Source organism: Wenyingzhuangia sp. IMCC45574 (assembly GCF_054182685.1).
Map to the genome: position 1 here is coordinate 3,849,594 of NZ_CM135169.1, position 20,424 is coordinate 3,870,017.

At 33.1% G+C, this 20,424-nt stretch carries 22 protein-coding genes; 11 read left to right on the forward strand and 11 right to left on the reverse strand.

Annotation, left to right across the window (positions count from 1 at the left end; all coding sequences use genetic code 11):
* Nucleotide 1: 1 nt before the first annotated feature.
* Entirely contained in the window at nt 2–547 is a 546-nt protein-coding gene (gene pyrR / locus ACXHHC_RS16400; RefSeq protein ID WP_458227444.1) for a bifunctional pyr operon transcriptional regulator/uracil phosphoribosyltransferase PyrR, read from the reverse strand.
* A 142-nt stretch (nt 548–689) separates the two neighbouring features.
* Between pyrR and ACXHHC_RS16405 the strand changes: the two genes are divergently transcribed.
* The 10 genes from ACXHHC_RS16405 to ACXHHC_RS16450 all read left to right on the forward strand — a co-directional run bounded on the left by ACXHHC_RS16405 (nt 690) and on the right by ACXHHC_RS16450 (nt 10,539).
* Nucleotides 690–2,060, forward strand: coding sequence for a tetratricopeptide repeat protein (locus tag ACXHHC_RS16405; RefSeq protein WP_458227445.1), 1,371 nt, complete (start codon nt 690–692; stop codon nt 2,058–2,060).
* 30 nt (nt 2,061–2,090) lie between these two features.
* Complete coding sequence (locus ACXHHC_RS16410; protein WP_458227446.1) at nt 2,091–3,014, forward strand: DUF368 domain-containing protein; 924 nt, start codon at nt 2,091–2,093, stop codon at nt 3,012–3,014.
* Nucleotides 3,015–3,021: 7 nt separating this feature from the next.
* Complete coding sequence (locus tag ACXHHC_RS16415) at nt 3,022–4,017, forward strand: DUF368 domain-containing protein (RefSeq protein ID WP_458227447.1); 996 nt, start codon at nt 3,022–3,024, stop codon at nt 4,015–4,017.
* Nucleotides 4,014–4,757, forward strand: a complete 744-nt coding sequence (locus ACXHHC_RS16420) for a shikimate dehydrogenase family protein (RefSeq protein WP_458227448.1) — start codon at nt 4,014–4,016, stop codon at nt 4,755–4,757. The genes ACXHHC_RS16415 and ACXHHC_RS16420 overlap by 4 nt, the downstream gene beginning before the upstream one ends.
* Nucleotides 4,758–4,821: 64 nt before the next feature.
* On the forward strand, nt 4,822–5,253 hold the full coding sequence (locus ACXHHC_RS16425) for a hypothetical protein (protein ID WP_458227449.1): 432 nt from the start codon (nt 4,822–4,824) through the stop codon (nt 5,251–5,253).
* A 32-nt stretch (nt 5,254–5,285) separates the two neighbouring features.
* A complete protein-coding gene (locus ACXHHC_RS16430) occupies nt 5,286–5,873 on the forward strand; it encodes a penicillin-binding protein activator LpoB (RefSeq protein WP_458227450.1) in 588 nt (195 codons plus the stop codon).
* A 67-nt stretch (nt 5,874–5,940) separates the two neighbouring features.
* Nucleotides 5,941–7,353, forward strand: coding sequence for a COG3014 family protein (locus tag ACXHHC_RS16435; protein ID WP_458227451.1), 1,413 nt, complete (start codon nt 5,941–5,943; stop codon nt 7,351–7,353).
* Nucleotides 7,354–7,411: 58 nt separating this feature from the next.
* Nucleotides 7,412–9,127: a DUF349 domain-containing protein gene (locus ACXHHC_RS16440; RefSeq protein ID WP_458227452.1), complete on the forward strand. Its 1,716-nt coding sequence runs from the start codon at nt 7,412–7,414 to the stop codon at nt 9,125–9,127.
* 69 nt (nt 9,128–9,196) lie between these two features.
* Nucleotides 9,197–9,706: a transposase gene (locus ACXHHC_RS16445; RefSeq protein WP_458227453.1), complete on the forward strand. Its 510-nt coding sequence runs from the start codon at nt 9,197–9,199 to the stop codon at nt 9,704–9,706.
* Nucleotides 9,707–9,708: 2 nt separating this feature from the next.
* Complete coding sequence (locus ACXHHC_RS16450; protein WP_458229266.1) at nt 9,709–10,539, forward strand: IS3 family transposase; 831 nt, start codon at nt 9,709–9,711, stop codon at nt 10,537–10,539.
* A 57-nt stretch (nt 10,540–10,596) separates the two neighbouring features.
* Here ACXHHC_RS16450 and ACXHHC_RS16455 read toward each other — a convergent pair whose 3' ends face one another.
* From ACXHHC_RS16455 to ACXHHC_RS16500, 10 genes are all read right to left on the reverse strand, one after another.
* Nucleotides 10,597–11,175 (reverse strand): Crp/Fnr family transcriptional regulator, encoded by a 579-nt coding sequence (locus ACXHHC_RS16455; protein ID WP_458227454.1) that lies wholly within the window; start codon nt 11,173–11,175, stop codon nt 10,597–10,599.
* Nucleotides 11,176–11,242: 67 nt separating this feature from the next.
* Entirely contained in the window at nt 11,243–11,560 is a 318-nt protein-coding gene (locus ACXHHC_RS16460; protein ID WP_458227455.1) for a DUF6122 family protein, read from the reverse strand.
* Nucleotides 11,547–12,182, reverse strand: a complete 636-nt coding sequence (locus ACXHHC_RS16465) for a WbqC family protein (RefSeq protein ID WP_458227456.1) — start codon at nt 12,180–12,182, stop codon at nt 11,547–11,549. Before ACXHHC_RS16465 ends, ACXHHC_RS16460 begins: the two co-directional genes overlap by 14 nt.
* A gap of 1 nt (nt 12,183) precedes the next feature.
* On the reverse strand, nt 12,184–13,737 hold the full coding sequence (gene lepB, locus ACXHHC_RS16470; protein ID WP_458227457.1) for a signal peptidase I: 1,554 nt from the start codon (nt 13,735–13,737) through the stop codon (nt 12,184–12,186).
* Nucleotides 13,738–13,760: 23 nt separating this feature from the next.
* Entirely contained in the window at nt 13,761–14,462 is a 702-nt protein-coding gene (dapB, locus tag ACXHHC_RS16475; RefSeq protein WP_458227458.1) for a 4-hydroxy-tetrahydrodipicolinate reductase, read from the reverse strand.
* A gap of 2 nt (nt 14,463–14,464) precedes the next feature.
* Nucleotides 14,465–15,061: a DUF5683 domain-containing protein gene (locus tag ACXHHC_RS16480; RefSeq protein ID WP_458227459.1), complete on the reverse strand. Its 597-nt coding sequence runs from the start codon at nt 15,059–15,061 to the stop codon at nt 14,465–14,467.
* Nucleotides 15,054–15,950, reverse strand: a complete 897-nt coding sequence (locus ACXHHC_RS16485) for a ParB/RepB/Spo0J family partition protein (protein WP_458227460.1) — start codon at nt 15,948–15,950, stop codon at nt 15,054–15,056. The genes ACXHHC_RS16480 and ACXHHC_RS16485 overlap by 8 nt, the downstream gene beginning before the upstream one ends.
* Nucleotides 15,951–15,960: 10 nt before the next feature.
* Entirely contained in the window at nt 15,961–16,722 is a 762-nt protein-coding gene (locus ACXHHC_RS16490) for a ParA family protein (protein ID WP_458227461.1), read from the reverse strand.
* A 134-nt stretch (nt 16,723–16,856) separates the two neighbouring features.
* A complete protein-coding gene (locus tag ACXHHC_RS16495; RefSeq protein ID WP_458227462.1) occupies nt 16,857–18,308 on the reverse strand; it encodes an aminoacyl-histidine dipeptidase in 1,452 nt (483 codons plus the stop codon).
* 103 nt (nt 18,309–18,411) lie between these two features.
* Nucleotides 18,412–19,041 (reverse strand): NAD(P)H-dependent oxidoreductase, encoded by a 630-nt coding sequence (locus ACXHHC_RS16500; protein ID WP_458227463.1) that lies wholly within the window; start codon nt 19,039–19,041, stop codon nt 18,412–18,414.
* Nucleotides 19,042–19,091: 50 nt separating this feature from the next.
* On the opposite strand from ACXHHC_RS16500, the gene ACXHHC_RS16505 reads away from it, so the two are divergent.
* Nucleotides 19,092–20,393 (forward strand): DUF2851 family protein, encoded by a 1,302-nt coding sequence (locus ACXHHC_RS16505; RefSeq protein WP_458227464.1) that lies wholly within the window; start codon nt 19,092–19,094, stop codon nt 20,391–20,393.
* Nucleotides 20,394–20,424: the final 31 nt, after the last annotated feature.

Below are 20,424 nucleotides of genomic sequence, written 5' to 3' on the forward strand. Positions count from 1 at the left end.
ATTATTTTGTTCTTTTAGTTATGTATACAGAGTCCGATGCTTTGTCATCGCTCCAGTTCACAATTACTTTTTCTTCGTTAATTACGTCTACAGTAGCTCCTTTGTAATCTGGCTGAATAGGTAAGTGACGACTAAAACGTCTGTCTACTAACACTAGCAACTCAACATCTTTAGGTCTTCCGTAAGATTGTATAGCAGTTAAGGCTGCATTAATACTTCGTCCAGAATACAAAACATCGTCTATAAAAACTACTTTTTTGTCCTCTACTAAAAAATCTATTTCGGTAGAATTGGCACTTAAAGGTTCGTTTCTACGTCTAAAGTCGTCTCTGTAAAAAGTAATATCTAGCTTTCCAGATTTTACATTTTCTATTTTATAATCATCCTGTAAAATAGAAGCAATTCTTTCAGAAAAATACGTTCCTCTAGGCTGTAAACCAATAAGTACAGTATTAGAAAAATCACCATGATTCTCTATTAATTGGCAAGCCAATCGTTGTAAAATGATTTGGATTTTATTAGAGTTTAGAAGTATTTTATCACTCATAGAATCTGACTAAATTAGTTGTACAAATATAGTTTTTTTGTTGATTAAATTGTTAAAAACATTTGATAGAACCTAGATTTAAAACAGAGGAATATTTTACCTTTAATCAATGCTAAACTACAGAAGCCCCAAATAGAATTGTATGATGTCATTAGAGAAATTTGAAGAAATGTTGAAAACCAATGATGTCTATTTCTTTGATACTACAGAATTCGAAGAAATTATCCATCATTACCTTGATGAGGGGAATAATTCTTTGGCCAAAAAAGCAATATATTTAGCCTTAGAACAGCATCCAGATGCGCTAGACATCAAATTAATTCAGGCAGAAGTTCTCATTTTTGAAGAAGAATATCAAAAAGCACATCAGTTATTAGAAAACTTAAAAGCCATTTACCCATCTAACGATGAGGTGTATATTCAGATTGCAAATTTACTTTCTAAGTCTGATAAGCACGAACAAGCCATAGAGAATTTAAAAATAGCAGAAAAACATACCGATGATCTTGCCGATGTGGCCTCTTTGTTGGGGATGGAGTATTTGTATTTGGACGATTACAAGCAATCTAGAGATTATTTTGCAGTGTGTTTAGAACAAGATGTGGAAGATTACCAGGCATTGTACAATATTATTTATTGTTTCGAAATGGAGTCTGCACACAAAGAAGCTATTACTTTTTTAGACAAGTACATCAATCAAAATCCGTATTGCGAAGTTGCTTGGCACCAAGTAGGGAGACAGCATTTTGTGTTAAAAGATTACGAAAAAGCATTAAAGTCTTTTGATTATGCAGTTGTGATTGATGAGGAGTTTATTGGTGGGTACGTAGAAAAAGCAAAAACTTTAGAAAAACTAGAGCGTTTTGATGAGGCGATTAAAAATTATAAAATAACACTAGACTTAGACGATCCTACTGCTTATGCATATTTAAGAATAGGTGAGTGCTATAAAAAGAAAGGAGAAACCAATAAAGCGGTTGAGTTTTATAAAAAAGCGGTTCACGAAGATCCTTTGTTAGACAAGGGGTGGTTGTTATTGGCGATTATATGCAATGAACAAAACAGTTTTGACAAAGCACTACACTATGTAAACAAAGCATTGGCTTTAGATGAGTCTAATGTAGATTATTGGAGGTATCATGCGGAAATAAATTTACGTTTAAAATTTTACGAAGAAGCAGCTATCTCTTTTCAAAAATGTATAGAATTAGATGATTCTGGTGTAGAAGTGTGGATTACCTTGGCGGATATATGGATGTACATAGGAGAGGAAGAAACTGCTATAGAAGTTTTAATAAAAGCTAAAAAGCAACATTCTAATTTTGCAGAAATAGAATATAGAATAGGGTGTTTGTTGTATATCTTAAACAAGAAAAAAGAAGCTTTTCTACACATAAAAACTGCTTTAACGTTAGATTTGGATTATTATTTAATTATGGAAGAGTTACATCCCATTGTTTTTAATGATCCAGAGGTAAAAAGAATGATTTCAAACGCTTTGGATAAGTCCTAATATAATTTACATTTGTCAAAAAACTTTTTGATGAAAAGATCTATCAAAGATTACGCTGTTATTTCTTTAAAAGGGATGGCAATGGGGGCTGCAGATGTGGTTCCAGGAGTTTCTGGAGGAACGATTGCTTTTATTTCTGGAATTTACGAAGAATTGCTAACCTCTATTAGCAATGTAAACTTGTCCTTGTTAAAAACGTTAAAGCAAGATGGTATTAAAGCGGCTTGGCAACAGTTAAACGGAGGTTTTTTATTGTCTTTGCTAATAGGAATTGCCATTAGTGTTGTTTCTTTAGCCAAAGGGATTTCTTATCTATTGGCAAATAAACCCGTGTTATTGTGGTCTTTCTTTTTTGGACTGGTAGTAGCAAGTATCTTATATGTAGGTAAGCAAATAGAAAAGTGGAGAATTCAAGAAGTAATAGCATTGGTTGTAGCAGGTGCTTTGGCTTATTATATTACCATTGCCACACCTATGGTTAACGACGATGCTTCTATGTGGTTTTTATTCTTGGCAGGTTCTTTAGCAATTTGTGCCATGATTTTACCAGGGATTTCGGGAGCTTTTATTTTAGTACTATTAGGAGCTTATGCTACCATATTAGATGCCGTACACGGTAGGGATTTACAAATAATTGCCATTGTAGGTTTAGGAGCCATTGTTGGTTTGTTAAGTTTTTCTAAGGTTTTAAAATGGTTATTTACTAACTTTAAAAACGTTACGTTAGCCGGGCTAACAGGTTTTATTGTAGGGTCTTTAAATAAAATTTGGCCTTGGAAAGAAACGTTAACTACCAGAGTTAATTCTAAAGGAGTTACCGTTCCTGTATTACAAAATAGTGTATTGCCAAATAACTTTAGTGGAGATGCACAATTAGGGTTTGCCATTGTTTTAGCAGCACTAGGATTTTTGTTGATTATTGGAATGGAAAAAGTAGCGAGTAAAAAATCGTAAATAGTCTATGATTCCAAAATCCATATCACTTTTCCTTAAGGGAATATTAATGGGGGCTGCCAATAAGGTTCCCGGAGTTTCTGGAGGAGCAGTGGCTTATGTTTTGGGGTTTTATAACGAACTCATTTATTCGTTTCAAAAAATGAACGGAAAGGCTTTGGGCTTGCTTTTTAAAAGAAGCATTCAGTCTTTTGCTGCTTACATAAACGCCTCTTTTTTAGTATATATCTTAGGAGGTATTGTATTTAGCTATTTTACAGTTTCTTTATTATTAGATTATTTATTAGAGCGCTACGAACTTTCTGTGTGGTCGCTGTTTTTTGGAATGATTGTAGGGTCTGGAATCTATCTGATAAAGCGATATGAAAATTGGAATGTAAAAAGTTATATCTCTTTATTAGTAGGTGCATCCATTGGGATTATCATAAATTTTATAGAACCAGGAACGGAGAATCATAATTTATGGTTTGTGTTTTTATGCGGAGTAATTGGAGTGTCTGGAATGACAATTCCAGGTTTGTCGGGGTCTTATTTATTAATGCTAATTGGGAACTATGTATTTCTTTTAGTAGATACCGTAAATGTTTTGGGAAAAGTTGTTTTAGATGTGTTTTCGGGAGATCTTACATCGTTTCAAAACCCAGATTACCAAGAGTATTTAATCGTTTTTGTGGTTTTTACCTTAGGTTCTTTTTTTGGACTTATTTTCTTCTCGCAAATGTTGGCATATGTGTTAAGAAAATGGGATAAGGTGGTAAATGCAACCATTATAGGGTTTATTATAGGTTCTTTGGGAACCGTATGGCCTTGGAAAGAAAAAATATATGACACAAGTAATGGTACAATATTGTTAGATAAATTTAATCATAAAGTAGTGATTGGTTTTGAAAAATATTGGCCAAATATTACTTTGCAGGAGAATTTAATTGCTGTACTATTCGTAGTAATAGGAATAGTTACGGTATTAGGAATTGAATATTATTCTAAAATTAAAAGTACATGAGTTCAGTAAAATTTGGATTGGTAGGAAAAAATATATCATACTCTTTTTCTAGAGGATATTTTACAGAGAAGTTTGAGAAGTTAGGCTTAGAGAATCATAAATATGTAAACTTCGATTTACAAGAGGTTGCTGTATTAAAAGATATTATAGCAGCTAAAGAAGATGGTTTAAAAGGAATGAACGTAACCATTCCTTACAAACAAGATGTAATACAATACTTAACTTCTATAGACGATGATGCTAAAGAAATAGGAGCGGTTAATGTTATTAAATTACAAGACAATGGTGAGGTTAGAGGATATAATACAGATGTGTATGGTTTTCAAAAATCAATAGAGCCATTTATCAAAGCACATCATACAAAAGCTTTAATTTTAGGAACAGGAGGAGCTTCTAAGGCAGTAAGACATGCTTTTAATAAATTAGGAATTCAGCATAAATATGTTTCTAGAACTGCAGCAGATGGTGTTTTTGGATACCATGAGTTAACCCAAGAAATTATAGAAGAGTACACGGTAATTGTAAATTGTTCTCCATTGGGTACTTCTCCAGAGATAGCGTTAAAACCAGAAATACCGTACGCGTTTTTATCGGATAAGCACTTGTTGTTTGATTTGATTTACAATCCTGCAGAAACAACCTTTTTGCGTTTGGGAAGAGAGCATGGAGCAGCCACTAAAAATGGATTGGAAATGTTAGAATTGCAAGCAGAAAAATCTTGGGAAATATGGAATAGCTAGCCTTTTGGTATAGTGTTTGTAATATTTCTTGTAACTTTAGTAAGAACCTTTAAAAATAATACCGATGAAAGCAATAACTATCATGGCTTTATTCCTATTTTCTTTAGGGCTATCGGCTCAAGAAATAAGTGATCAAAATCCAAATCACCAAAAGAGTTACGAAAAATATTTAAAAACTAGTGAAAGCTATACAAAGCAACAAGGTACTACTGCTCAGCAAACTTATGTAGCTATAGATCCTATGGAGGAGCGAAGAGTTCGTAAGAAAATGAGAAGAGACCATAGAGCTATGAGTCGTTTATGGAGACACCAAGAGCGAATGGAAGAAGCTAGAAATACAAGATACAGAGTTTATAATAATGGATGGAACTCTAGGTTAGGATGGAATAGTGGATGGAATACCAATATAGGTTGGGGATTAAACTTTGGAAGAGGTTTCTCTATCAACTCAGGGTTTAATAGGCCATTTTTTAGAGGTTCTAACTTTTGTTGGTAAAAACTAAAATTTAAACGAAAAATAAAAAAAAGATGAAACATAAAATAATCGTTTTAGCATTGGCAGCTGTAGGATTTGTAGGACTAGGGTCTTGTTCTAGATCGGTAACTAGAGTGGCAACCGAAGAGCAAATAGATATTAGTGGTAGGTGGAACGATACAGATGCAAGGTTGGCAGCACAAGATTTAAGTGCTCAAGCAGTGTTGGGAGATTGGTTAAGTACACACACCATAGAAAAAGGTAAAAAGCCAGTTGTAATTGTAGGTTTGGTACGCAATAAATCGCACGAACATATAGATGCAGAACTGTTTACCATTGAAATTGAAAAAGCATTGGTAAAGTCTCAAAGAGCTAGAGTGGTTCAGGGAGGAGAAATGCGTAACGAATTAAGAGCAGAAAAAGCAGATCAGCAAGAAAATGCATCTAGATCTACCATGAAAAAATTTGGATTGGAAACGGGTGCAGATTATATGTTACAAGGAAGCATTAATTCTGTAGTAGATGCGCACAAAAGACAAAAAGTAGTGTATTATCAAATAGATTTAACACTAACAGACATACAAACAAACGAGAAAGTTTGGTTTGGAGAAAAGAAAATCAAAAAGTTTGTTAAGAACTAAGAACAAACAAAATTTTATAAAACTGTTTGGAACTAGTTTCTAAGCAGTTTTTTTATTTTTGATTCCAATGAGAAAATCAATTCAAACATATCTATTTTATTTATTCATTGCCTTGGGTTTTGCCAGTTGTGCCACTTATCACGATTTAAGTGTTGGCTATCAACAGCAAATCCAAAACGAGAATTATCAAAGCGCGAATGCACAAATAGAAAAAAATAAGTTTCTTAAAAAGAAAAGAAATCGATTGTTAAGTTACCTAGAAAAAGGAAAACTAGCGCACTTGCAAAAGAACTATACATTAAGTAATGAATTGTTTAACAAGGCCGATGTTTTAATTGAAGACCATAAAAAAAACTTTGGAAAACAAGTTTTAGGAGCGTTAACCAATCCAGAAAAAGAAAATTACAAGGCAGAAGATTTCGAAAAAGTAGCCATTCACTATTACAAAGCTTTAAATTATATTTTTTTAAGACAATTTGATGAAGCACTTGTTGAAGCAAAAAGAATCAATTTACAACTTCAGAAAATAAACGATAAATACCCAGCAGGTAAAAAGAACAGATACACCAGCGATGCTTTTGCGCTAAACCTACAAGGAATATTATATGAAGCAACAGGAAATATAAATGATGCTTTTATATCGTACAGAAATGCCATAGAGTTGTATAAAAAAAATGAAGGAGTGTATTTTGGTGTTGCCATTCCAACGCAATTAAAGCAGGATGTAATAAACACAGCACATTTATTAGGTTTTACAGATCAAGAAATAAGATATGCAAAGGAGTTTAATTTAAAATACCAACCAGAAGCTGCCAAAGGAAACAGTTTGTTAGTGTTTTGGGAAAGTGGATTGGTGCCTTATAAATCTCAAACTTATTTTACGTTTACAGAAATGCCAGGAAGCTATAATGGCTTTATGACAATAACGAACAAAGAGTTGGGATTGGATATTCCTATTCCATCTACTAGAACCAAGAGAAAAGAAGGAGGTTTCTCTAATTTTTCTATCGTAAATGTAGCATTTCCTAAATACGAAGTTAGACCGTCTTTGTATACTAGGGGAGAGGTAATTATTGAGGGAGCTCAAAAAGACTCAATACAACTAGAGTTGGTGCAAGATTACAATGTAATAGCCAAGCAGACTTTAAAAGACAGAACTGTAAGAGAAATAGGGAAGGTGGCTATTCGTTTGGCTACTAAAAAGTTGTCGGAGGCTATTGTGACCGATCAAAATAAAAATTTAGGGGCTTTGGTAGGCCTGTTTAATGCTGTAACAGAAAAAACAGATACGCGAAACTGGCAAACCTTGCCAGGACAGATATACTACGCTAGAATTCCTGTAAAAAATGATACGACCAAAGTAGTTTTAAAGACAACTACTCCTAATGGAACCGTTCTAAGGAAGTCCATAACGGTTGATTCTAAATATCATATCAATTTCTTAACCTACAATACTCACCAAATCATTAGGTCAAATTAAATAGAATTGATTAATTTGGCGAAATCAATTTTTTTTTGAAAAAAGTAATTACAATATAATGGAACCTATCATGGAGAATGAGATTCAATCTGTAGACTACAAAACGTTGTCTTTAGATGATTTAGTAACCGCATTACGCGCGTTGATTCAAGAGAAGCCAATTAATGAGATTAAAGATAGTGCAAACGCTATTAGAGCTTCTTTTTATTTAAAGTATAACGAAGATGTTGCCAAAGCTAGAGAAGCTTTTGTAGAAGAAGGAGGAAACGAGATAGATTTTCAGTTTTCACAACCAGTACAAATTACTTTTAAAGAATTATGGAAAACTTATTTAGATGCAAAAAAAGAGTATCAAAATAAGTTAACCAAAGAGTTAGATACCAATTTAACTAAGAAATTAGACATTATTGCGGCTATTAAAGCAATGGTAGAGCAAGGAGATGTTTCTAAATCTTACAACGAATTTCAGCAGTTGTTAACAAGTTGGAAAGAAATAGGAAATATTCCTTCTGATAAATACCAAGAAACTTGGGGTAATTATCATTTATACGTAGAGCAATTTTACGATTTACTACATATAAACAAAGATTTAAGAGAGTTAGACTTTAAGAGAAATTTAGAAGCAAAACAACAAATTGTTGCAAAAGCAAAAGAGTTGGCTGCTCATAAAGACATTCAGTTTGCTTTTAATGAATTGCAATTGTTACACAAAATTTGGAAAGAAGAAACAGGTCCTGTAGCAAAAGAATTTAGAGAGCCTATATGGCAAGAATTTTCTGAATTAACAAACACGATACATCAAAAGAGAGTTGACTTTGTAAATGCATTAAAAAAGGTTGAGGAAGAGAATTTAGCAAAGAAATTAGCTAAAATTGAAGAAATTAGAACCTTTAACTTTAGTAACAACAAGACTTTTGGTGATTGGAAAAAAAGTATAGATGCTTTTGATGTTTTAAAAGAAGAGTTTTTAGCAATTGGAAGAGTGCCAAAAAACAAGACAACAGAAGTTTGGAATATCTTTAAAGATGCTACAAAGGTGTTTAACCATGCAAAGAACGATTTCTTTAAAGACCAGAAAAAATCACAAAGTGAGGCTTTGTCTAAAAAACAAGCTTTAATACAAGAAGCTAAGGATTGGCAAAATTCTGACGATTTGCAAACTGCTACAGAAACTTTCAAGAGAATTCAGGCAGAATGGAAAAAGGTAGGTTTTGTTCCTAGAAAACAGGCAGATGCCTTATGGAATGAGTTTAAAACGATTTGTGATGCTTACTTTGAAAGATTAAACAACGTTAAGAAAGAAGGAACTCCAGAAGAGAAGAAAAATTACGAAACAAAAGTTGCGTTTTTAGAAGGTTTATCTTCTAAAGAGATTACTATAGATAGCTACAAATCTTTAATAGGAGAGTGGTTGGCTATTGGTTTGGTTCCAACTCAAAAGAATAAAGTAGATCAAGACATTCAACAAACAATAGCTAAGGCGATAGCGTTACCAGAAGACAAGGTAAAAGCCGGATTCGTAACGTATCAGTTAAAATTAGCTTATTGGAAATCTATTGATAGTAAGAAATTATACGACGAGTATGATAACTTAAGAAAAGAGGTAGATGGTGCTACTAAAGATTTAAAGCAGTTAGAAAACAACTTAGGTTTCTTTTCCAACAGTAAAAAATCGAATCCTTTGTTAGACACCGTAATGAAGTCTATAGAGAGCGAGAAAGTAAAGCTACAATTGGCTAAACAAAAAATGAAATATTTTAGATCTATCCAATAAGGAGCATAAAAAAAGAGAAGTTAAAATAGAGTGCCCCCAAAATGTTAGACACAATTTGGGGGTATTTTTATGTCTAGAAAAGTAAAGTACACATTTGAATTTAAACGTAAATGTGTTTTGTTGTTTTTTAAAGAACATCAATCAGTTATTAGTATTTGTAAAGAATTAAAGATTCATCATTCTATTGTTTACCATTGGTGTCAGCAGTATGAGAAAGATGGTCTACAAGGATTATTACCAAAACAAACAAAGCATTACTCTCCATCTTTTAAACTAAATGTATTACAGACTATAGATAGAGACAATCTCTCTATGGCTGAAGCTAGTTTAATTTTTAATATCGGAGGAGATTCTGTAATACATAATTGGAGGGTACGCTATAATTCTTTAGGTTTGGAGGGTCTACAAGATAAGCCTAAAGGTAGACCTATTGGTATGAAGACTAAACATACAAGAAGTAAATCTAAACCATTAACTAAAGAAGAAGAACTTTTAAAAGAGAATCAATCTTTAAAAGCAGAACTTGATTTGCTAAAAAAGTTACATGCCTTAGCTCAAACCAGAGAGAAAAAGCAATAGCCATAGATGGGTTAAGGCATAAACATGATTTATCACTATTGTTAAAGCATGCGAATATGGCTAGAAGTAGCTTCTATTATCATTTGCAAAAAAGTAGAGAGCCTGACAAATATGAACTTATTAAAAAGTTAATTACTCAGATTTATCATCAAAACAAAGGAAGATATGGTTATAGAAGGATCACCTTAGAGTTAAATAATCAAGGAATAATGATCAATCATAAGACAGTATTTAGACTAATGAAATCTATGAAGTTAAAGTCTCTAGTCAGAATAAAAAAATATCGTTCTTATAGAGGGAGTCAGGGAAAAATAGCTCCTAATATTCTCCAACGAAATTTTAAGGCATTAAAACCTAATCAAAAGTGGGCTACAGATATTACAGAATTTAAAGTTCTGGGTGAAAAACTATATTTATCACCAATTATAGACTTATATAACAGAGAAATTATAAGTTATCATATCTCTAGAAGCCCTAACTTCAAACAAATAACAACCATGCTTGACAAAGCTTTTAAAAAGCATAAGCTTAATAAAACCTTACTGCATTCTGACCAAGGGTGGCAATATCAAATGAAGAGATATCAGACTTTATTGAAAAAAAACAATATCATTCAAAGTATGTCTAGAAAAGGAAATTGTTTAGATAATGCTATTATTGAGAACTTCTTTGGAACTTTGAAATCAGAACTATTTTACCTTAAAAAATGGAACTCAATTAATCAACTGGAAAAGGAAATTAAAGAATATATTAGCTATTATAATGAGCAGAGAATCTCATCGATTTTAAATGGAATGAGCCCGATAAAATATCGAGCTCAGTTCTATAAGTAATTTTTAACCGTCCAACTTTTGGGGGCTAGTCCAAAAACTTCTCTTTTTTTTTTATGGTTATTCTTTTAATAATTTCTTTCTAATTCTACTCAACTGAATAGGTGTAATTCCTAAGTGAGAGGCAATATGATATTGCGGAATTAGCTGATCGATGTTCTTAATTTTCTTTCTTAAATCTAAATATCTTTGTGTAGCATTTTTAGACAACAAATCAATTAAGTTTTCTTCTAGTTTTGTGTATTCTACTTCTAATGTTCTATACATAAACTCGCTAAACTCTCTACTGTCGAGTCTTAGTTTTGCTAAATCATCTTCTTTACACTCAACAATTAACGCATCTGTTAAACATTGACAAGCAATTTTTGCTGGTGATCTGTCTATTGCAGATTTAAGTGAGGTTGCTAAGTTACCGCTAGCACAAATACTTTTGTTAATCTCTAATGATTCAGGGGAGTCTTTCATGTAGGTTCTAGTTACCCCGTCAAGGATAAAGAAAATACGATCGTTAACCGCTCCAAGTTCACAAAGGTGATCTCCTGATTTGTAGGAAACAACTTGAGAAATACTTAGCAGTTTTTGGAAAGTATCATTAGACAGAGGGTATATATCTTTAATGAAATTAATGAGTATTTCCATAAGTTAATAAATGTAATTTTAGTTTTAATTTTCTTTATAAAAGTAAACTAAAGAAACGAAATATTGCTTACATAAGCAAGCAATCTATAAAATCCGTTAACATATGCAATAAAAGTCCAATAGCTATTAACCTCGTTTTTTTAGGAAATAAAAAGATAAAATATAGACAAACAGCAAAGTAGCTATGTAGAGGGTGAAAATTAATACTGCACCTATTTGGAACAAAAATATTTGGATACGCTAACAAATGATCCAAATCTACCAACATTGTAGCCAATAAAATAAGGTAATACTTCTTCCATTGCGCTTTATTGTAAAGGTATGCAATAAAGATAGGAGCAATTAAATGTAAACTATAGTGGAGCGTAAGTTTAAAAAGCTCCATTAGACAGGTCTATTTTTTCTAAATAAATTGCTGCTGCAGGGCCTTCCATAAAAAGCAGGTCAAGAATACTTAAATTGGTCATAAACCCATGTTTGTCATCAAAAACTTGGGTGTATGTAGGGAAGTTTAAAAGCGGTTCTTTTTTGGTGTTGGTAAGCTTTCTAAAATCTGTAATAGTGGAGTATTCTCTGTTGTAGATTTCAGTAGTTGTAGTTTTTTTTGTTTCTAATAAAGCATCCATAACAAAGTTATGACATGCTGTATGGAGTTCTCCTAGAGTTTTGTATTGGGTTGTAAAAATGCTGCTTAAATCATCCTGATAGAATTCAAAGAAAGGAGAAGATCTATAGGCTGATTGTAAACTTTTTAAATGTTGACTTTGCCAGTCTTCTGCATAACTAATTTGGGTTTTAGTTGTTAAAACCTTTGTTCCTTTTTTATGTAGTACGGGTACATTTAATAAAAGTTTTCCGTTTGCTGCAAATACGTAACACCTGCTTCTATAGGTTTGTTTTTCAAAGTTGTCCATTACTTCAAACAAAATAGAATCAGATTGTAAAATAGCTGCATAATGTGCTATAGGAGCAAAGTATGCAGGTATTAAAACTATATTTTTTTGCATTTTACTTATGCTTTCTTTTATCTAAAAATGCTTTTACAATGTAATAAAGAGCCAATGCTATTACAAAGTATAATAAATAAGATCTTGGTTCTCCGCTACCGTGAACAGTAGTAAACATTCTTTCCCAACGAATCTTTTTATTGATAGCTGTTTCATTCTGATCTATACTTAACCATATAAATACAGGTTTTCCAACTACATGGTCAAAAGGAGTGTATCCCCAGTAACGAGCATCTAAAGAACGTTGACGGTTGTCTCCCATCATCCAAAAGTAATCTTGTTTAAATGTATAAGAGTTCGTTTCTACACCGTTAATGTAATATTTTCCATTCTCTTCTTTAAAATTATTTCCTTCATATTCTGCAATAATTCTTTTGTAAAAAGGAAGAGACTTTTCGTTTAATTCTACTACGTCTCCTTCTGCAGGAATATAAATAGGTCCAAAGTTATCTTGGCTCCAAGCGTATTGCGGATCGTGAGGAAAGATTGCAGGATCAAAAATACCTTTAGGATCTATGCTTCTTTTGATAGATACCACCTTAGGATCTTTTTTCATTAACAAGGCATGTTCTTTATCTAAATTGATAAAGTACTTGTTGTTCGCTCTGTCTATAATAGATGCTTCATCAGGATTTACATTATAACCATGAATAATTTCATCGGCTGTAAAAGGTCTGTTGGTATCTACGTAATAATTAAATTGAGGCTTTGCTCTATCTGGTAAAACAGTTTTCTTTCCGTTAATGTAAATGTATCCATTTCTTACTTCTAGGCTATCTCCTGGAATACCTACACAACGTTTTACATAGTTGGTACGTTTGTCTATAGGCTTGTAGGTAAATTTCCCTGAGTTGTCGTTCCACATAGTCGCTAACGAGTCTGATGGCCAAGTAAAAACAACAATTTCATTTCGTTTTACCTTTTGTAGTCCAGGCAATCTAAAGTATGGCAATTCAATTCCCTTTACATAAGATGGAAGCGGAGTTCCTGGAATAGAATCGTGTACCATAGGTAGTGCTACGGGAGAAATAGGAGTTTTAGCCCCGTAATGGAATTTACTAACGAATAAAAAATCACCAATAAGTAACGATTTCTCTAAAGAAGAAGTTGGTATGGTAAACGGTTGCATTACATAGGTATGCACAAGCGTAGCCGCAGCAATAGCAAAAGTAATAGAGCTTACCCATTCACCAGTTTTACTTGGTGGTTTGGTACTTCTGTTTTCGTTGTATTTAAGCTGGTCGAAAATTACATAGTTTAAATAAAAGTTGTAAAAACCTAAAGATAAAATGGCAAGCCATGTATCTTTGGTATCAAATTTTCTAAAACTACGAGCAATCTCTACCCAAATTACCGGAAAGATTAATAAGTTGATAATAGGGATGAATAATAATAAAACCCACCATTTTGGTCTTTTTATAATACTCATTAATATTACAGCGTTGTAAACAGGAATCGCTGCTTCCCATGCTTTTCTTCCTGCTTTTTGATATAGTTTCCAAGTACCTGCAAAATGCAATACTTGAACAATCAAAATAAATACAATCCAGTTCATTTGTAAATTCTTTTATGTAGTAATTAGATTCCTAGTACGTCTCTCATAGAGAAAACACCCTTCTTTCCGATGATCCACTCAGCAGCAATTACAGCTCCTAAAGCAAACCCCTGACGGTTGTGCGCAGTATGTTTAATCTCAATACTGTCAACTTCGGATGTGTAGTCTACAACATGTGTGCCAGGTACTTCTGGGCTACGAATTGCTTTGATAGGAATGTTAACATCCTCGGTAGCTTTGTCTACTTCCCAACCGTTGTATTTTGTATGCTCAATTACACCTTCTGCTAAAGTAATAGCGGTTCCACTAGGTTCGTCTAATTTTTGTTTGTGATGTATTTCTTCCATCGTAACGTTGTACTGAGAAAGATTTTTCATCATTTTCGCCAAGTGCTGATTCAATTCAAAAAAGATATTTACACCCAAACTATAATTAGATGCATAAATAAAAGCACCTTCTTTTTCTTTACTTAAAGCGACCATATTGTCGTATTGGTCTAGCCAACCAGTTGTTCCAGATACAATAGGAACCTGATTGTTTAAACAGTTGGTAATGTTACCAACGGCAGCATTTGGAATACTAAAATCAATAGCTACATCAGCCAAATTAATATCGTACTCTTTTGTGTTTTCATCTACAATAACAGTAATTTCATGCCCTCTACTTACAGCTATTTTTTCAATAGTCTGTCCCATTTTTCCGTATCCTAATAATGCTATTTTCATAATTAAAAATTAAGGTTTAAAGACAACCCTACATAGTTTTGATTGCTAAACTGATCGTTCATCAATTTAGGGTCAAAAGTAATTGTGTCTGATATATTGAATTGCAACAAATGTGCATCTATACTGGCTTCTAATATTTGCAAGGCATACAAACCTACAAATGTTAAAAGGGAAGTATCTCTATTTCTTCTTAAAACTTGTTGTGCGTTTTCTAAACTGGCATCAGAGAATCTTCCTACAAATTCATCTGGTTTTCCAGCTTTTCTTAATTTAAAAGCTCTTCTATATCTTTTGTACGAAGTGTTATTAATAGAATAATAGTAAATACTACTCGCCAAAGCTCCATATACAATAGGAATTTTCCAATAACGTTTGTTATATGCTTGTCCTAACCCTGGAACAACAGCAGAGTAAAAAGCTGCTTTTGCAGGAGATAATGGATTAAAACTATCGGTATCTTCTAGAAAACTATTATTGTCCTCTGCTTCGGTTTTTAATTCTTTCTTTTGCTTCTCTTTTTTATCTTTTTGTTGATCTTGAGCAAAATTAGATTGAAAACTTAGTACAGTTAAGATTAATATAAAAAAACGCTTATTCACCTAGATTAAGTATTGCTTTGATTTGGTTAAACTCTTCTTCCGATGCAAAAGAAATAGCAATTTTACCTTTTCCTTTGTCGTTAGAAGTTATAGCAACTTTCTGGCCAAAAAATTGATTGAAGGCTTGTTGGTTGCTTTTAACAAAATCTGGTGTAACGTTCGCTGGTTTTGCAGGTTCAACTTTATCAGCTTTCATTTGTGCTACTAAAGCTTCTGTTTGCCTTACAGACAATCCGTCTTTAAGGATTCTCTCGTAAACCTCTACTTGTTTGTTGTTGTTTTCTAAGTTAATGATGGCTCTACCGTGTCCCATAGAAACAAAACCATCTCTCATTCCTATCTGAATGATTGGGTCTAGCTTTAACAAACGCAAGTAATTGGTGATGGTAGAACGTTTTTTTCCTACTCTATCTCCTAATTCCTCTTGTGTTAATTGAATCTCGTCAATTAAACGTTGATAAGATAGGGCAACCTCTATAGGGTCTAAGTTTTTACGTTGAATGTTTTCGACCAAGGCCATTTCTAGCATTTCTTGATCGTTTGCAATACGTATATATGCAGGAACAGTTGTATTTCCAATTAATTTAGAAGCACGGAATCTTCGTTCCCCAGAGACTAGTTGAAATTTATCTCCAACTCTACGTACTGTAATAGGCTGAATTACACCTAAAACTTTAATAGAATCGGCTAATTCGTTTAAAGCCTCTTCTCCAAAGTGTGTTCTAGGCTGAAAAGGATTAACCTCTATCTGATCGAGGTTCAGTTCGATTATATTTCCAACAATTTCAGTTGCTTTTTCATCATTGGCAGAGCTAACACTCATATCATTTTCTTTCAGCAATGCCGATAGTCCTCTACCTAAAGCCTGTTTTTTAGTTGCTTTTGCCATATACTATTTTTTAGTTCTTCGTAACTAACTCGTTCGCCAAGTTTAAGTAGTTTAAAGCTCCTTTACTTCTAGCATCATACGCAATAATGCTTTCTCCATAACTTGGTGCTTCACTTAAACGCGTGTTACGTTGTATAATGGTTTTAAAAACCATATCGTTAAAGTGTGTTCTTACTTCTTCTACCACTTGGTTAGACAATCTCAAACGAGAATCGTACATAGTTAATAAAAGTCCTTCAATATCCAAAGCAGGATTATGAATTTTTTGCACACTCTTAATCGTATTTAATAATTTTCCTAGACCTTCTAACGCAAAATATTCACATTGTATAGGAATAATAACCGCATCTGCAGCAGTTAATGCATTTAGGGTAATTAAACCTAAAGAAGGAGCACAATCAATTAAGATATAATCGTAATTCTCTTTTATAGGAGCTAAAATCTCTTTTAGCATGTATTCTCTTCTTACTTTGTCTACCAATTCTATCTCAATAGCAACCAAATCAATATGGGCAGGGATTAAATCAACATTTGGAGAGCTAGTTTCTACAATAGTTTCTTGAGCAGTACATGTATGCTCTAAAATTTCATAAGTTCCTTTTTCTACAGTGTCAATGTCAATTCCTAATCCAGAAGTAGCATTTGCTTGAGGGTCAGCATCAATCAATAATACCTTTTTTTCTAAAACCCCTAAAGAAGCTGCTAAATTTACAGAAGTAGTTGTTTTTCCAACTCCCCCTTTTTGATTAGCAATGGCAATTATTTTTCCCATGAATTTTGCTGTTTGTGATGTGCGTAAAAGTACAATTATTTGTCTGTTAAATAAAGTTAAGATATCAACAATTCTTACGCTTTACTTTAATTCTTTTTTTCAAATTGTTAACAACTTTTGTTGTAGCTGTTTACTTAATTTTTTTCGGGGATGTTTTTTAAAATTTCTACTAAATAAGCCCAGAATTTTTGCGAAGATGATATACTTGCTTTTTCATCGGGAGAATGTGCTCCTCTAATTGTAGGGCCAAAAGAGACCATTTCCATTGCAGGGTACGGTTCGCCTATAATTCCGCATTCTAAACCTGCATGACAGGCATTTACATGTGGGGCTTGGTTAAAGAGTTGCTTGTAAATTTGAGTCATAGTTTGTATGATTTCTGCGGTAGGTTTGGGTTGCCAACCTGGGTATGATCCGCTAGTTTCTACATAAAAACCACCTAATTCAAAAGTACTGGTTAGTTTCTGTACCAAGTCTTTCTTTTCAGTTTCTATAGAAGAACGAGTTAAGCAAGCAATTTCTATAGTTCCGTTTTCTGCTTTTACAGAGGCTAGGTTGTTAGAGGTTGCTACTAAGTCTGTAATATTAGCATCCATAGTATACACTCCGTTATGGCAACTATAGACCGTTTGTAAAAACCTATGTTGGTCTATAGGAGACAAACAGGTTTCTTTTGGAGCTTCTACAGCCAAACCAAATGTAAGGTTTGGTTCTTTAACACTCCATTCGTTTCTAATTTCTTCGGCAATAACCTCACAAGCATCAGAAAACTCCATTTCAATACTTGGAGAAACAATTGCTACTGCTTCCCTTGGGATGGCATTTCTCAAGTTTCCTCCGTTAAAAGAAATCAACTGAAAATTTACTTTCTTTTGTAGTTGGTATAAAAAGCGAGCTAAAATTAAATTGGCATTTCCAAATCCTTTATGAATATCCATTCCAGAATGACCTCCTTGCAGCCCATTTAAGGTTACCTTAAAAAATCCTTGATTGGTTGGAACAGGAAAAGGTGAGTACTGTTTAACTGCAGTAAGGTCTATACCTCCAGCACATCCAATGGTAATTTCATCGTCCTCTTCGGTATCTAAATTCAGTAAAATATCTCCAGAAATAAAGCCTGGTTCTAATTCAAAAGCTCCGGTCATTCCCGTTTCTTCATCAATGGTAAACAACGCTTCAATTTCAGGATGTTCAACCGTTTTACTGGCTAAAACTCCCATAATGGCAGCCACTCCCAAACCGTTATCTGCACCCAAAGTTGTTCCTTTTGCTTTTACCCAGTCACCATCTACGTACATTTCAATTCCTTGTGTTTCGAAATTAAAATTAGTGTCGTTGTTTTTTTGATGTACCATGTCTAAGTGAGCTTGTAAGGTCACTTTTTTACGGTTCTCTAATCCAGCGGTAGCGGGTTTTTTAATTAAAACATTTAACGCTTTGTCTTGTAAGCTTTCTAGGCCTAAATCTTTACCAAACTTGACCATAAAATCAGAAATGGCTTGTTCTTTTTTAGAAGCTCTAGGGATTGCGTTTATCAAACTAAAATGAGCCCAAATTTCTTTAGGCTTAATGTCTTGTAATATCATTTTTTAGGTATCAGGTCTCAGGTATTGGATGCTATGTATAAGATAGAACACCTTGAGGGAATATTGTGTAATGGTCTAATAACTAGTTTGTAAAAACCAAATGCTACATCTCTATAATAGATTCAGACAATGGTTTTCTAACTTTCTTTTCTTTAGACATATAGTCGTCTTCTGCTCTGTAACCAACAGGTAATACTAGAACCGATTTTAATCCTTTTTTGTCGAGTCCTAAAACTTCATCGTACTTGGCAGGAATAAAACCTTCCATAGGACAAGCATCAATTTTTTCTAGAGCACAAACGTTTAGTAAGTTTCCTAATGCTATGTATGCTTGTTTAGAGAACGATTTGTGTTTTTCCTCATCAGATTTGGTATCGAATTCTTTAATTAAAAAGTCTCTAAAAGGCTGAATTACTTCTTCTGGAGTGTTTCTAACCTCTTGTACTAAGTCAAAATATTTTTTCACATCTTTTCCATCAAATTTTACAGGATGACAGATGACTAATAAATGAGAAGCATCTACCACTTGTTTTTGATTAAACGTGTGTGCTACCAATTGTTCTCTTAATTCTTGTGTATTTACAATTACTAAATTTATGGCTTGCAAACCGTAAGATGTAGCGGTTAAATTAAAAGCTTCTTTTAGTAATTGAATTTGTTGTGGGGTTAATTTTTTAGAGGAATCAAATTTTTTAGTCGCATATCGCCACTGTAAACTTTCTATAATATTCATGTTTGTTTCTATATTTCATTACAAAAATAAGTTATTTATTTCTTAACTTAATGAGTTTAAATCTCAGATTCTCAAATGCTATGAAAGAGTCTTTTTTACATTGGGTATGGCAGCAGCAGTTGTTAGAAACTCAAAAGTTAACAACGGTTCATAAAGAAAAATTACAGGTTCTTAATGTAGGAGTTTTAAATACGCTACAAGGACCCGACTTTGGCAATGCGTTAATTAAAATTAATGGTCAAAAGTGGGCAGGAAACATCGAAATTCATGTAAAATCTTCCGATTGGTATGCGCATCAACATCAAAAAGATGAAAATTACCAAAACGTAATTTTACATGTAGTTTATGAAGACGATGTAGAGGTGTATGATAAACATAACAATGTGATTCCAACACTAGAGTTAAAGCATATTATACAGCCTAACGTATTAAACAATTATGAAAGCCTGATGCAAAATACCCGACAATGGATTTTTTGCGAGGATGCTTTAAAAAATATAGACAGCTTCTTGTTAGATAATTGGTTGGAAAGAGTCTATGTAGAACGTTTGGAACGTAAAATAAAAGAAGTAGAGGTTACGTATCAGCAAACAGGTAAAGATTGGGAAGCTACCTTGTTTTTATATTTAGCAAAATACTTTGGAGGAAATTTAAATGGAGAATTATTCTTAGATGCTTTTTCTCAGGTTGATTTTTCTATCCTAAGAAAAGAAATGGCAAACAATACCTTGGATGCAATGTTGTTTGGTTTGGCTGGTTTGTTAGAAGAGGATGGAATAGAGGATGCTTATTATCTGCAGTTAAAAAGAACGTTTGTATATCAAAAACAGAAATATCAATTAGAGGATTTACTAGTTCCTAATGTGCATTTTTATGGATGTCGTCCTCCAAATTTCCCCACTATAAGATTGGCTCAGTTGGTTGCTCTGTATCAGAATAAAAAGAAATTATTTGCCGAGATGTTACAGTTAGGAGCAGAGACAGATCTGTATAAAGATATTTTATCTGTATCTGTTAACGATTACTGGCAAGAACATTATAATTTTTATAAAACATCTAAAAAATCACCAAAGAGGATAAGCAAAGATTTTACCGATTTACTGTTGATAAACGTAATGATCCCAATTCTATTTCTGTACGCTAAAACTTTAGGGACTAAAGAAGCTTATTTGTTAGAGCTAATGTACGATGTAAAACCAGAGAGAAATACCATTGTAACCAAATTTAAAGAACTGGGCGTAAGGGTAACTTCTGCTTTGCACAGCCAATCTTTGCTAACGTTAAAAAAAGAGTACTGCGAAAAAGAACGTTGTGCAGAATGTGCTATTGGAATAGCTTGTTTAAAAGGTTGATTTAATAGGGAGAAAGGCTAGGAGTAGCTAA

Coding starts and splice junctions, on each gene's coding strand:
- pyrR (WP_458227444.1), bottom strand. CDS start 547: ATGAGTGATAAAATACTTCTAAACTCTAATAAAATCCAAATCATTTTA.
- ACXHHC_RS16405 (WP_458227445.1), top strand. CDS start 690: ATGATGTCATTAGAGAAATTTGAAGAAATGTTGAAAACCAATGATGTC.
- ACXHHC_RS16410 (WP_458227446.1), top strand. CDS start 2,091: ATGAAAAGATCTATCAAAGATTACGCTGTTATTTCTTTAAAAGGGATG.
- ACXHHC_RS16415 (WP_458227447.1), top strand. CDS start 3,022: ATGATTCCAAAATCCATATCACTTTTCCTTAAGGGAATATTAATGGGG.
- ACXHHC_RS16420 (WP_458227448.1), top strand. CDS start 4,014: ATGAGTTCAGTAAAATTTGGATTGGTAGGAAAAAATATATCATACTCT.
- ACXHHC_RS16425 (WP_458227449.1), top strand. CDS start 4,822: ATGAAAGCAATAACTATCATGGCTTTATTCCTATTTTCTTTAGGGCTA.
- ACXHHC_RS16430 (WP_458227450.1), top strand. CDS start 5,286: ATGAAACATAAAATAATCGTTTTAGCATTGGCAGCTGTAGGATTTGTA.
- ACXHHC_RS16435 (WP_458227451.1), top strand. CDS start 5,941: ATGAGAAAATCAATTCAAACATATCTATTTTATTTATTCATTGCCTTG.
- ACXHHC_RS16440 (WP_458227452.1), top strand. CDS start 7,412: ATGGAACCTATCATGGAGAATGAGATTCAATCTGTAGACTACAAAACG.
- ACXHHC_RS16445 (WP_458227453.1), top strand. CDS start 9,197: ATGTCTAGAAAAGTAAAGTACACATTTGAATTTAAACGTAAATGTGTT.
- ACXHHC_RS16455 (WP_458227454.1), bottom strand. CDS start 11,175: ATGGAAATACTCATTAATTTCATTAAAGATATATACCCTCTGTCTAAT.
- ACXHHC_RS16460 (WP_458227455.1), bottom strand. CDS start 11,560: ATGGAGCTTTTTAAACTTACGCTCCACTATAGTTTACATTTAATTGCT.
- ACXHHC_RS16465 (WP_458227456.1), bottom strand. CDS start 12,182: ATGCAAAAAAATATAGTTTTAATACCTGCATACTTTGCTCCTATAGCA.
- lepB (WP_458227457.1), bottom strand. CDS start 13,737: ATGAACTGGATTGTATTTATTTTGATTGTTCAAGTATTGCATTTTGCA.
- dapB (WP_458227458.1), bottom strand. CDS start 14,462: ATGAAAATAGCATTATTAGGATACGGAAAAATGGGACAGACTATTGAA.
- ACXHHC_RS16485 (WP_458227460.1), bottom strand. CDS start 15,950: ATGGCAAAAGCAACTAAAAAACAGGCTTTAGGTAGAGGACTATCGGCA.
- ACXHHC_RS16490 (WP_458227461.1), bottom strand. CDS start 16,722: ATGGGAAAAATAATTGCCATTGCTAATCAAAAAGGGGGAGTTGGAAAA.
- ACXHHC_RS16495 (WP_458227462.1), bottom strand. CDS start 18,308: ATGATATTACAAGACATTAAGCCTAAAGAAATTTGGGCTCATTTTAGT.
- ACXHHC_RS16500 (WP_458227463.1), bottom strand. CDS start 19,041: ATGAATATTATAGAAAGTTTACAGTGGCGATATGCGACTAAAAAATTT.
- ACXHHC_RS16505 (WP_458227464.1), top strand. CDS start 19,092: ATGAGTTTAAATCTCAGATTCTCAAATGCTATGAAAGAGTCTTTTTTA.